The sequence below is a fragment of the Lysobacter enzymogenes genome (assembly GCF_017168095.1).
Lineage (GTDB): Bacteria > Pseudomonadota > Gammaproteobacteria > Xanthomonadales > Xanthomonadaceae > Lysobacter > Lysobacter enzymogenes_D.
In genome coordinates, this window is record NZ_LXSD01000219.1 from 1 (window position 1) to 10,556 (window position 10,556).

Annotated in this window: 13 protein-coding genes; 8 read left to right on the forward strand and 5 right to left on the reverse strand. The window is 68.8% G+C overall.

From position 1 onward, the window contains the following. On the forward strand, window positions 1–1,347 hold a 1,347-nt coding region (locus tag A7A76_RS05590), incomplete at its 5' end, for a hypothetical protein (protein WP_206410266.1). Between the two features lie 217 nt (window positions 1,348–1,564). Here the strand turns inward: A7A76_RS05590 and A7A76_RS05595 are convergent. Then, on the reverse strand, window positions 1,565–2,011 hold the full coding sequence (locus A7A76_RS05595) for a hypothetical protein (RefSeq protein ID WP_206410267.1): 447 nt from the start codon (window positions 2,009–2,011) through the stop codon (window positions 1,565–1,567). Window positions 2,012–2,233: 222 nt separating this feature from the next. Between A7A76_RS05595 and A7A76_RS05600 the strand changes: the two genes are divergently transcribed. Then, the gene (locus A7A76_RS05600) at window positions 2,234–2,797 is read left to right on the forward strand and encodes a hypothetical protein (protein WP_206410268.1); all 564 of its coding nucleotides are present in this window, start codon (window positions 2,234–2,236) and stop codon (window positions 2,795–2,797) included. A 3-nt stretch (window positions 2,798–2,800) separates the two neighbouring features. Beyond that, on the forward strand, window positions 2,801–4,207 hold the full coding sequence (locus A7A76_RS05605; protein ID WP_206410269.1) for a peptidoglycan-binding domain-containing protein: 1,407 nt from the start codon (window positions 2,801–2,803) through the stop codon (window positions 4,205–4,207). 67 nt (window positions 4,208–4,274) lie between these two features. On the opposite strand, the gene A7A76_RS05610 is transcribed toward A7A76_RS05605, so the two are convergent. Then, window positions 4,275–5,492 carry a glycosyltransferase gene (locus A7A76_RS05610; RefSeq protein ID WP_206410270.1) on the reverse strand — a complete coding sequence of 406 codons (1,218 nt, stop codon included), beginning with the start codon at window positions 5,490–5,492 and terminating at the stop codon, window positions 4,275–4,277. A 202-nt stretch (window positions 5,493–5,694) separates the two neighbouring features. Here A7A76_RS05610 and A7A76_RS05615 point away from each other — a divergent pair, with 202 nt between their 5' ends. Both A7A76_RS05615 and A7A76_RS05620 read left to right on the forward strand, forming a co-directional pair. Further along, window positions 5,695–6,111, forward strand: coding sequence for a hypothetical protein (locus A7A76_RS05615; RefSeq protein WP_206410271.1), 417 nt, complete (start codon window positions 5,695–5,697; stop codon window positions 6,109–6,111). 20 nt (window positions 6,112–6,131) lie between these two features. Further along, window positions 6,132–6,296, forward strand: coding sequence for a hypothetical protein (locus A7A76_RS05620; RefSeq protein WP_206410272.1), 165 nt, complete (start codon window positions 6,132–6,134; stop codon window positions 6,294–6,296). Between the two features lie 42 nt (window positions 6,297–6,338). On the opposite strand, the gene A7A76_RS05625 is transcribed toward A7A76_RS05620, so the two are convergent. Both A7A76_RS05625 and A7A76_RS05630 read right to left on the reverse strand, forming a co-directional pair. After that, on the reverse strand, window positions 6,339–6,554 hold the full coding sequence (locus A7A76_RS05625; protein WP_206410273.1) for a hypothetical protein: 216 nt from the start codon (window positions 6,552–6,554) through the stop codon (window positions 6,339–6,341). Window positions 6,555–6,627: 73 nt separating this feature from the next. Continuing rightward, the gene (locus tag A7A76_RS05630; protein WP_206410274.1) at window positions 6,628–6,831 is read right to left on the reverse strand and encodes a hypothetical protein; all 204 of its coding nucleotides are present in this window, start codon (window positions 6,829–6,831) and stop codon (window positions 6,628–6,630) included. Window positions 6,832–7,128: 297 nt separating this feature from the next. Between A7A76_RS05630 and A7A76_RS05635 the strand changes: the two genes are divergently transcribed. Next, on the forward strand, window positions 7,129–7,722 hold the full coding sequence (locus A7A76_RS05635) for a hypothetical protein (RefSeq protein WP_206410275.1): 594 nt from the start codon (window positions 7,129–7,131) through the stop codon (window positions 7,720–7,722). A gap of 188 nt (window positions 7,723–7,910) precedes the next feature. Then, the gene (locus A7A76_RS05640) at window positions 7,911–8,411 is read left to right on the forward strand and encodes a hypothetical protein (RefSeq protein WP_206410276.1); all 501 of its coding nucleotides are present in this window, start codon (window positions 7,911–7,913) and stop codon (window positions 8,409–8,411) included. Window positions 8,412–8,448: 37 nt separating this feature from the next. Here A7A76_RS05640 and A7A76_RS05645 read toward each other — a convergent pair whose 3' ends face one another. Next, window positions 8,449–9,393 (reverse strand): LysR substrate-binding domain-containing protein, encoded by a 945-nt coding sequence (locus tag A7A76_RS05645; protein ID WP_206410277.1) that lies wholly within the window; start codon window positions 9,391–9,393, stop codon window positions 8,449–8,451. Window positions 9,394–9,494: 101 nt separating this feature from the next. On the opposite strand from A7A76_RS05645, the gene A7A76_RS05650 reads away from it, so the two are divergent. Further along, window positions 9,495–10,328, forward strand: a complete 834-nt coding sequence (locus A7A76_RS05650; protein ID WP_206410278.1) for an aminotransferase class IV family protein — start codon at window positions 9,495–9,497, stop codon at window positions 10,326–10,328. Window positions 10,329–10,556 lie beyond the last annotated feature (228 nt).

Below are 10,556 nucleotides of genomic sequence, written 5' to 3' on the forward strand. Positions count from 1 at the left end.
CCCGCCGCGCCCGCCGATGCCGCCGCCGCCGCGGCGGCGGCCGCGCGCTTTCCCAGCTACGACCCGCGCTATCCGCCGCCGCCGGGCACGCCGCCGGCCGACATCTTCCAGCTCAGCCAGGACTACCCCAAGACCTACGCCAACGAAACCTTCCCGTGGATGGCCATCGACTTCAAGGCCTTCCCCAACGAATACCTGCGCGCGGTGCTGAACTACTGCCTGGAAGGCAACGTCGACGTCGACTTCCGCGTCCAGGACAACCGCGTGCGCAAGTGGTACCACGCGCCGTGGCTGCACGACGACGGCGCCCCGTTCGGCGGCGGCCGCGAATGGCGCCACGGCATGACCCGCGAACGCATGTCGCGCCCGTTCGAGCTGCACACCCGCCAGAGCGGCCGCGGCCAGAACTGGGCGGTGGGCTTCTACAACGACCGCGGCGGCTCCGCCCTGGGCAAGGTCTGGCTCACCGCCGACGGCCGCCCGGACCCGGCCAAGTCGACGTTCCCGCCGAACAGCGTCGCCTGCAAACTGCTGTTCACCGACGCGCCGGTGGAGCAGGTGCCGTACCTGCAGAACGGCAAGGTCTGGACCGCGAACATCTACCCCGACACCAACTACGACAAGCCGCGGGTGAACCGCGAAATGCGCCTGCTGCAGCTCGACGTGGCGGTGAAGGACCCGCGCCTGGCGCGCAGCACCGGCTGGGTGTTCGGCACCTTCGTCTACGACGGCGGCTCGCCCGGCAAGACCGTATGGGACCGCATGAGCCCGGTCGGCCTGAGCTGGGGCGACGATCTGCCGGTGCGCACCGACGCCCAGCGCAACGGCGTGTTCGTCAACACCGCGTTGACCGAGGCGCGCATCAACGGCTTCCTGGTCGAACAAAGCGGCTGGGACTACGGCAACCGCGCCTACGTGCGCCACCACGGCCTTGGCGGACGGGTCAACGGCCCGATCGACAGCCCGGTGTCCTCGTGCGTGTCCTGCCACGGCCGCGCCGGCACCTTCGCCAACGCCAACGACCCGGTCAACCGCGGCCGGCCGATGGCGATGGCGGTGTTCAGCGCGAACAAGCCCAGCGAGTACCCGATGGACAAGTTCGACGAGTTCTTCAAGTTGATCCCGGATGGGGCGCACCTGCAGACGCAGGACGGCAGCCAGTTCATGACCACCGATTACTCGCTGCAGGTGACGGGCGGAATCCGCAACTTCTATCAGAACCTGCGCAGCCAGCCGCAGCCGGTGGCGGCGGAAGCGGTGCGTGCGGGCAAGGGGCTGAAAGCGGCGGCGCCGGTGGATCTGCGCACTGCGCCGCCGTTGCCGCGGGTGGATCGCGACGCGGATTGAGGGCGGTGGTGGGTGCGGGGAGAGTGGTGCGCCAGTGTTTACTTTGCGCGCAAGCCCTGAAGCCTTGCGCGCGAGCCTTACGCGCTTGCGCGTAAGCCTGGCGGCTTCGGTTGCAAGCCGGAAAGTCCCGGTGCCGCTCCAAAATGGGGCGGCGCCGAGTAGGGCGGGACTTGCATGCAAGGCGCTTTGCTTGCGCGCAAACCGCGATGGTTCGCGTTTAGGCTGAAATGCCTCGTCGGTAACGAGCCTGGCCTTTTTCGACGAAGCGTCTCGCCTCGTGCGTAAGCTGTAACGGCTTGTGCACGACACTCGACGACTTGCGCGCGACGCATTCGACGTCGGCGTTGAACCAAGTTGGTGCGAGGCTCGGGGAAATTTTCTTGCGCGCGACCTGCGTCGGGTTGCGGCCGGGTCCGTTCGCCCCGACGGCGAGCGAACTCCCCTTGAGCGCCACTCGAAATAGCTTGCGCGCTGAGTTCGGCGCTGCGCGGGCGAGGATTGAATCGCGTATCAGCGCGCCGGTCGATAGCATCCGGTGCCGTTGTCTGGCGAGATTGAAACCGCGGAAGTTCATTTCTCGCGGACAAGGATGGATTGAACTGCCTTCAGCGATCGCGTGCGGTCGGTGAGGGTAACGGCACTGCAACGGCCATTTCTCGCGCATTCGGTATGTGGTGGTTGCATTTTTGCTGTTTCTCGATGCACGGAAATAGCCTTTATTCCACTCAGGTTGCGTCAACTCTTTGGCGGGTTTCGTCGAACAGTGCGGCTCATTTCATTTTCGATGGTTATGGGGGTTGTGCGGTAACTCGATCTAGGGCACGGTTCTTTGCGAATTGCATTCGTTTCGTCCCCGTAAATTGTCACGGCCCGGAGTACAGCGACGATGGATCACGCAGGGCGTTATGTCAGTCCGTTTCCGCTGGCGGCCTGCGCGGTTCTGGCAGGAATGCTCTTCAGCGCATGCCGCGCGACGGAAACCGCATCGTTGCCACCCGAGTCCAGGCCGACGCAAGCCGAAGCCATGCCCCAAGCCAAAACGCATGTCGCATCGGCCGAGCGGGAGATCGATGCAGCTCCGCGCGCGCCGGTTGTCGATACGCGACCTGATGGGGTGGGGAAAGAAACAACCTATCCCGAAGCGCTGCGGGGGACCTGGAGGCTGGATCCGCTGCGCAGGCCGTGCGTTCTACCGCTGAGCCCGGACTCCGATGGCCGGTTCATCGTGAGTGCGCGTGCGATCGAATCGTATGAGTCCACCTACACCCCCGTGAGCGTTGAAGCCGACCCGGACAAGAAGAACTGGTGGCGCATCGTCTCCGTCGAAAATCATCTTGGCACGCAGAAAGAGACGGTGCGGCATAGCTTCGCCGTGGAAGGCGATCAGTTGGTCGAGCAGGACGGGGATTACCGCGCCGTATACATGAAATGCAAGGAGCGAGAAAGGTGATCCATGGATGGCGAAGCGCCGAGGTTTTACCGGGTCAAGCAGTACACCTTTGACGAGGCAGGGGAGAGAAATGCCGACGTAGCGTCCTACGACGACCTTGTCACGCATCATCCCTTGGCCAACTTCGATGCCCGCATGATCGACGGCGGGCTGAGGGGCGTCGAACGTCCGGAGCGGCGTTCCCACGCCTTCATCGACGGGGCTTTTCAGGAAGTGGAGATGCGCCGGACGGACGAGTACCGTTCGCTGCGGCCGGATCAGGTCCTGCTGATCAAGGACTTCATTCTTGAGGGGCAGCTGGATTCCAAGTCGGAGGCGACGAGAGCGGTCGATGTTCCATCGCCCATAGCGGGTTACATCAGCAGGCGGGACGATAGGAACGGGTTGGTTGAGATATCCGACCGCAAAGACGGCGAGGTCATCGCCAGAATCCGGCATCTCGGGCCTATTGCGGTGGATGCGGATACCTCCGTCGTTTACGGGCAGTCTCTGGGTACCCAGAACGCGCTGGGGCTGCCGAAAGGTTCCGGCAAGCATGTTCATATCGAGATGGACACGCGTTATCGAGGGCAGCTTGCGGGGTACGTCAACGATCTGACGGAGGGGCGTTTGCCGGTGCAAGCCGAGTTCCGACAAGCCATCGAACCCAGGCCGACGGCCGACGATGGTGTATTTCGTCTGGGGCAGTCGAGTGACCGTATCCGCGATTTGCAGCAGGTCATGGCGGCGGAGGGCTATCGCGGCGTTGGCGAGCGGCGGCTCGATCTGGACGGCGTCTATCGGCCCGGGATGCAGGGCGCGCTGCTGGATTTCCAACGCGACCATGGCGTCCCTCAGACCGGCAATATCGACCCGGCCACATTGCGGATGGCGCCGTCGCAGCCCGAACGAGCAATCGACCGACAAGATCATTACGAACCGCACCGTCCGATGCCGGTGCCTCGGCCGGAGGCGCCGACGGCCCCAGGGCATCCCGCGCACCCGGATCATCGCCCGGGCTTGACCGATCCCTTGCCGGCGCCTGTGAACCGACACGCGTCGTATGCTCCGGTGGCGGATTCGTCGCAGCCATTGGACCGGCTTTCGACGCAGGATCGGCAGTTGTTCGACAGGATTCGTTCCGAAGCGCCGTCGCGCTTGTCGGATGAAGTCGTCGCGAGCGCGATGCTCGTTAGCAAGCAGGCTGGGATCGATGCGGCCGACAAGATCGGTATCGTCGCCGTGGCGGGCGATCGTTTGTGCGTCGGTGGAACTACGCCGGGTTACCACGCGGTGGTCGATACCACGAGGCCGATGCCGCGACTGCAAGAGATCGTGCAACAGGCTCAGAGTCTCGACCAACAGCGCTTAGCCCAGAATCAGGAGCCCGGGGCGCAGTCCGTTCAGAACGAGCGTGGGCGATCCATCTGAGCGTTGAATTCAGAGGATTCGGAGCGGAGCGCGCCGGCGACCCGGACGCGCTCCGCTGCGCTCCCGTTTAGCCGCCGAGCATCCCGACCAACCGCTTTGCAGCCACCTCAGCCCCATCTCCCCGCACCATCCCCGCGACCGCCTTGGCGCTGGCCCGCGCCTCAGCCTTCAACGCCCCCGCCAACGCCGCCGACAACGACTCCACCGTCGCCACCGGCCCCGCATGCGCCACGCCGATGCCGAGGTCGGCCACGCGCCCGGCCCAGTACGGCTGATCGGCGATCTGCGGCACCACCACCTGCGGCCTTCCCGAGCGCGTCGCGGCCAGGGTGGTGCCCGCGCCGCCGTGGTGGACGATGGCCGCGACGTGCGGGAACAGCGCTTGCTGGTTGACCTCGCCGAGGGCGAAGCAGTCTTCGCCGTGGTCGATCGGCGTCAGCCCGGCCCAGCCGCCGGCGAGGATCACGCGCCGGCCCTGCGCGCGCGCGGCGTCGACGGCTACGCGCGCGGCGTCGTCCTTCCAGGCGTGCAGCGGCATGCTGCCGAAGCCGACGTATACCGGCGCGTCGCCGGCGTCGAGGAAGGCGCGCAGGTCGGGCGCGAGCGGGCGGTCGTCGGGCAGGACCCAGGCGCCGGTCTGGAACACCTCGCACAGGCTGGTCGGCGCCCACGGGCTCAGCACCGGGTCGCTGGCGAGCCACGGCAGGTCGGTGAATACGCGGTCGCGCAGATCGTGCACCGGCGGCAGGCCGAGTTCGGCGCGGTGGCGGTTGGCGGTGTCGCCGAAGGTGTCCTGCATGGCCTGCGCGTTCAGCGCCCAGCGCTCGCGGTTGTCGGCGGCGGCCGGCGGCTGCGGGTGGTGCGGGAACTGGAACGGCGCGTGGTGCGCCGACGGCAGGTAGATCGGGCAGTAACCGGCGTACACATAAGGCAGGCCATGGCGTTCGGCCAGCATCTGCGCGGCGGCGGTGGACGGGAACAGGCCGGTGGCGACGACCGCGTCGCAGTCCTCGATGGCCACGGCCAGCGCGCGGCAGTACAGGCCCATGATCTGCGCGGCGCGGCCGGGGATGTCGGGCTTGGGGTCGGCCATCACCTCGCGGATCCATTCGCGCGCCGGCGGTCCGACCGGGAACAGCTCGACCCCGGCCTGTTCCAGCCGCCCGGCAAAATCCGGCGAGGCGCATACCCGCGCCTGCGCGCCCTGAGCCTGCAGCGCGAAGGCCAGCGCCGCCAGCGGCTCGGCGTCCCCGCGCGAGCCGAACGTCGATAACAAGACACGCATGCCCTTACTCCCGTTTGCGCCGATAGCGGCGGAGGGCGGCGATCCTGCGCCCGCGCGGGGGGCTTGCTGCAAGCCCTGGACGGAGTACTATGTTGATACCGGGAAGGGCGAAAGCCCTTCCCGTTTTGTTTTTGGCGGGCCGTTTCGCGGCCCGCGCGGGTGTGGCGAGCCGTTCGCGACGGGCTTCGCGCATACTGGGCGCATGGACGGATCGACCCCGATCGAATGGAAATCGCTGTTGCGCGGCACCCTGCTCGCGGCCGCGGCCACCGGTGTATTGCTGGTCTCCAACGCGCCGTTGCAGTGCGGTTCCTTGTCCATCAGCGACTTCGGCATGGCGTTGTTCGCGTTCTATTTCGCGCTGCCGGCGGTGGCGTTGATTGGATTGCCCTTGTTCCTGATCCTGCGAGCGCTGGGCTGGGTGCGCTGGTGGTCGACCGCATTGGCCGGTGCCGCGGGCGGGGCGCTGGTGACGATCGTTCTGCAGCTTCCGGATGCGCCGAATCTTCGCCACTTTCCTTGGATGTGCGGGGTGGGGGCGGTGGCGGCGCTGGCGTTCTGGTGGGCGGCGACGAGACGCCCCAGGCGAAACGGCGGCGCTGCCGAAGAGGCGCAGTGACAGCGGATAGCGCCGGCGGTGTGTCGGCATTGCTGCGCCTGATCGCGGCCGCGGCATTCGTCATCCGGCCTGCGCCGCTTGCGCAACTGCTGTCGATGTTCGTGGTGCTGCTTGCCGCGGCGCCGTTTGGACGATTGGGCGATCGGAGCCGGCGCGCCGAGCACTGGGTCGAGATGGCGGACTGACGCCGCCTGATCCCGGCGCGCCTCGACGCGCCGGGGCCAGGTTCAACGCGGCATCGGACAAGGCCGCTGCCCATCGCCATAGCGCAGGCATTCCACATACCACTGATAGCACTGCGCTTCGCTGGTGCCGCCGGACTGGCAGGCGGTGTAGTTGTTCTCGCAGCGCTTGCAGACATCGGTGGCGCTGACGCCGAGCGAGGCGGCCAGGCCGAAGGCGAAGGTCGCCAGGGCCAGACGCACGCGGGTGGTGGTCTTCATCGAAGCCTCCTTGCAAGACTGGGACGCGCCGCCCGCGCGGAACCGTACCGCGCGGGCGGCCGGCGGATCGGGATTACAGCGGGCAGGGATGCTGGCCGTCGCCGCGACGCATGCAGCCCAGATAGACGCTCCAGCACTTGCTGGTGTCGGTGCCGGTCATGCAGCGCGTGTAGTTGTCTTCGCAGATCTGGCAGGGATTGGTCGGCGCTGCGACGGCGCAGAACGCCAGGCCGAACGCGAACACGGACAGGGCGATGCGGATCGTTCCTTGCTTCATCGGAAACCTCCTGGAAAGTGGCGATGCCGCTGGCGTACGCCCGGCCGGGCGGTGCTTGCGCGGCCGGTCCATGCTAGGGATCGATCCGGGCGGGTTTTGTGCGGCTGGCCGCAGTTTTCCCGGAGTCGATTCCGGGGCGATGCGCGAACGCTCGCGCTCAGGTGCGCCATCGCGCCGCGCATTCACGCTCCCCGGCCCGACACGTTGGAACCGACGTGCTCTGTAGCGCCGCAGCGTCCGCGGGCTTCATCGCGCGTCCTTTCCAGCGGCCGCCGGCCGCGTCACCCGGAGCGTTCCATGCCCATCGACATCTACCGCGGCGACAGCCGCACGCCGCAGCAGATCCACGCCGCCGGCGGTTTCAATCCGCGCGTGGTCACCACTGCCGCCACCGGCCGCGGCATCATCACCCGTTGCATCGTGCCGCGCACGCCGGCGCCGCAGTTGCCGCCGCCGGCGGATCGCTCGTCGTTGCAGGTGCTGTTGAACACCGCCACGGTGAAGCTGATCGACGTGCTGCGCGACATCAAGGTCGAGAAGAACGAGCGCACGGTGCACGTTTCGACCGACACCTCGCCGCAGTGCGGCGGTTATTCCAGCAGCTACGTCTACAAGATGTCGTTCACGCTCAACGTGCAGACCGCCGGCGCCGGCGCGGTGACGCCGGTCGGCAACAATGCGACGCTGCTGCAGAGCCGGGTCGGCGCCAACGTGTTCTTCGACGGCGCCACGCTGGCGAACTCGAACCTGTTCGGCATCTGCGGCGGCATGGCCGATCCGGGCGTGGAACTGGCATTCCTGACCTCGATTCCGTTGGCCTACATCACCCATTACTGCGTGCCGGGCACCGACGACCCGGGCACCGGCAGCCGGCCTTGGGTCGTCTTTTGAGGCGACGGCCGCGGCGGCGGGACGGTTTCGGCGCTCCCGCCGCCATCGCGCGACGACCACGGCCTGCAACCGCGCGCAGGCCTCGCCTGGCGCAGCGCGGCCTCGCCCGCGACCGTGCGCGAGGCCGCACGACGGGCTAGGATGGCGCGCGCCGCAGCGTCGCGGCGCATCGCCACGCCGGAGCGCGCATGCCGTCGGATCTGCCCATGCTGGTGTGCAAGGTCGTCCTGCCCGAGGGGCCGGTGGCCTATGTGACCCTGACCCCGCAAGACCAGCTCGGCGCGCGCGGCATCGCGCCGCAGGAAATCGTCGGCCAGATCATCGACCCGGAGCGGCCCGGCATCGCGCCGGACAACTTCGCCCGCAACCGGGTGTTCGTCGAGTTCCTGCATGGCGTCGTCGCCCGTCACGGGCCGTCGTTGCCGGGGCTGATCGCCGAGGCGCAGCGGCAGGGCGACGGCTTGGTGGTGATCGTCGACGGCCGCGCCGAAACGCCCGGCGATGCGGTGCCGCCGGAGGACATCGTCGGCGCGTTCCAGGTCGCCGGCGGCCGCATCGTGGCCGACGGTTACCGGCCCAATCCGAATCACCGCATCCTCAACGCGCGCGGGTTCTTCAGGCTGGATCCGCAGTTGCAGCGGCATTTGCTCGAAGACCTTGCGGCGAGCGTGGCGGACGCGGGCGAGTGAGCGATGCGCTCGCGGCCGGCCGCTCGCCGCGCGAACGCTAGCGACCCGAATCGGCCGCCGCCGCAGCCTCGGCCAGCAACCAGTCGCGCAGCGTAGCCACGCGCTCGTCGTCGTCGTCGTGCGCCAGAGGATGGACCACGCGATAGGCATACCCGCGCGGCATCGGCACGGCGATGTCGAACAGACGCAGCAGCCGGCCGTGGGCGAGATCGGCGTCGATCAGCTCCAGTTCGACCAGCCCCACCGCATGCCCGTCGAGCGCGGCCTGGGCCACGTGCGCCGAATCGGCGAAGCCCAGGCAGGCGTGGGCGTCGAACGCGGCGGCGTCGATGCCGGCCGCGGCCAGCCACTGGCGCCAGTCCGGCCAGCTCATGTCGCCGCTGCGCCAGACCACGTGGCTCAGGCACAGGCCGCGTTCGAGCAGATCGCGCGGATGCCGCAGCGGTGCGGCGCGCTCGAGCAGGGCAGGGCTGGCCACCGCGACGATGGTCGGCGCGAACAGGCGCTCGCTGCGCAGGCCGGCCTCGCCGCCGGCGCCGAAGCGGATCGCCAGGTCGATGCCATCGGCGTCGAAGTCGCGCAGCTCGTCGCTGACATCGAAGCTCAGCGCCAGATCCGGATGTGCGGCCTTGAACCGCGGCAACCGCGGCAGCAGCCAGTTGCTGGCCAGGCGCGCGCTCAGCGACAGCCGCAGCGGGCCGTCGCCGCGCGCCATGCGCTGGGCGCGGCCGAGCGCGCGCTGCAGCGTGCCCAGCGCCTCGACCGCGGCGCGGTGCAGCTCGGCGCCGGCGGCGGTGAGCTGGATGCTGCGGCTGTTGCGCACGAACAGGGTCACGCCCAGTTGTTCTTCGATTTCCTTGATCTGGTAGCTCACCGCGGCCGGGGTCAGCCCGACTTCCTCGGCGGCGCGGGTGAAGTTGAGATGGCGCGCGGCGGCGTCGAAGGTACGCAGGGCGCGGGTGCCCGGCAGATTGCGTGGCATCGATCTTCAAGCGGAATTTGACGGTGGGCCGAGAACTACTCGTTTCCCCGCGTGCGGTCAATCTTCGATAGTGGCCGGCATCGTTCTTCGGGAGTCTTTCGATGTCCGTTTCCACCGCTGCCGCAACCAGCGGCTTCGCCGCCGTGGCCCAGATCGACGGCCGCGACGCCGACGCTGCGGCGTTGGCGCCGCTGGCCTTCGCCGGCCACGCCCATTTCACCGCGATGCAGGTCCGCGACGGCCGCGTGCGCGGGCTCGATCTGCATATGCGCCGGTTGCGCGAGGCCTCGCTGCAGTTGTACGGCCGCGCCGTGTCCGACGACATCGTGCGGGAGTATCTGCGCGAAGCGTTGCGCCATTCGCCGGCCGATCTGTCGCTGACCGCGACCGTGTTCCAGCCGGCCGGCGAGTTCACCGCCGGCGACGACGGCGCTGCGCCGCGCGTGCTGGTGCGCACCGCGCCGCCGTCCGACGGGCCGCGCGGGCCGCTGGCGCTGGTCGCTGTCGAGCACGAGCGGGTGTTGCCGCAGCTCAAGCACGTCGGCGAAATCGCCAAGACCTATCACCTGCGCCGCGCGATCGCCGCGGGCTTCGACGATGCCGCCTTCCTCGACCGCGCCGGCCGTTTCAGCGAGGCGACGATCTGGAACCTGGCGTTCTGGGACGGCGCGGCGGTGGTGTGGCCACAGGCGCCGATGCTGGTCGGCACCACCCAGGGCATCGTGCGCCGCCAGCTCGAGCGCCACGGCGTGCCGCAGCGCGAGCAGGCGCTGACGCCGGCCGATCTGCCTGCGCTGCAGGGCGCGGCGGTGATGAATTCGTGGACGCCGGGGGTGGCGGTGAGCCGCATCGGCGAGACCGCCTGGGCGCCGGCACCGCAGTTCCTGCGCCGGCTGCACGACGCCTTCGCCGCCGAGCCCGCGCAGGCGCCATGAGCGGCGTCCGCGCCGGCGGGGCATGACCCGGCGCGGCCGCTGCGGTATCGTCGCCGGCATCGCCGCCCTCTCGCGCGGCCGCCTTCGCCACGGGAAACCGCATGCTCCGCGCCGCCTCGCTGTTGTCGCTGTCCGTCCTGCTGAGCGCCGCCTTCGCCGCGCACGCGCTCGAACCGGCGGTGCCGGCGCCGGCCAAGCCCGCCGACGCCGCGCCGGCCGCCAGCGCCA

Coding starts and splice junctions, on each gene's coding strand:
- A7A76_RS05595 (WP_206410267.1), bottom strand. CDS start 2,011: ATGCGCGAGAAATGGCCGTTGCAGTGCCGTTACCCTCACCGACCGCAC.
- A7A76_RS05600 (WP_206410268.1), top strand. CDS start 2,234: ATGGATCACGCAGGGCGTTATGTCAGTCCGTTTCCGCTGGCGGCCTGC.
- A7A76_RS05605 (WP_206410269.1), top strand. CDS start 2,801: ATGGATGGCGAAGCGCCGAGGTTTTACCGGGTCAAGCAGTACACCTTT.
- A7A76_RS05610 (WP_206410270.1), bottom strand. CDS start 5,492: ATGCGTGTCTTGTTATCGACGTTCGGCTCGCGCGGGGACGCCGAGCCG.
- A7A76_RS05615 (WP_206410271.1), top strand. CDS start 5,695: ATGGACGGATCGACCCCGATCGAATGGAAATCGCTGTTGCGCGGCACC.
- A7A76_RS05625 (WP_206410273.1), bottom strand. CDS start 6,554: ATGAAGACCACCACCCGCGTGCGTCTGGCCCTGGCGACCTTCGCCTTC.
- A7A76_RS05630 (WP_206410274.1), bottom strand. CDS start 6,831: ATGAAGCAAGGAACGATCCGCATCGCCCTGTCCGTGTTCGCGTTCGGC.
- A7A76_RS05635 (WP_206410275.1), top strand. CDS start 7,129: ATGCCCATCGACATCTACCGCGGCGACAGCCGCACGCCGCAGCAGATC.
- A7A76_RS05640 (WP_206410276.1), top strand. CDS start 7,911: ATGCCGTCGGATCTGCCCATGCTGGTGTGCAAGGTCGTCCTGCCCGAG.
- A7A76_RS05645 (WP_206410277.1), bottom strand. CDS start 9,393: ATGCCACGCAATCTGCCGGGCACCCGCGCCCTGCGTACCTTCGACGCC.
- A7A76_RS05650 (WP_206410278.1), top strand. CDS start 9,495: ATGTCCGTTTCCACCGCTGCCGCAACCAGCGGCTTCGCCGCCGTGGCC.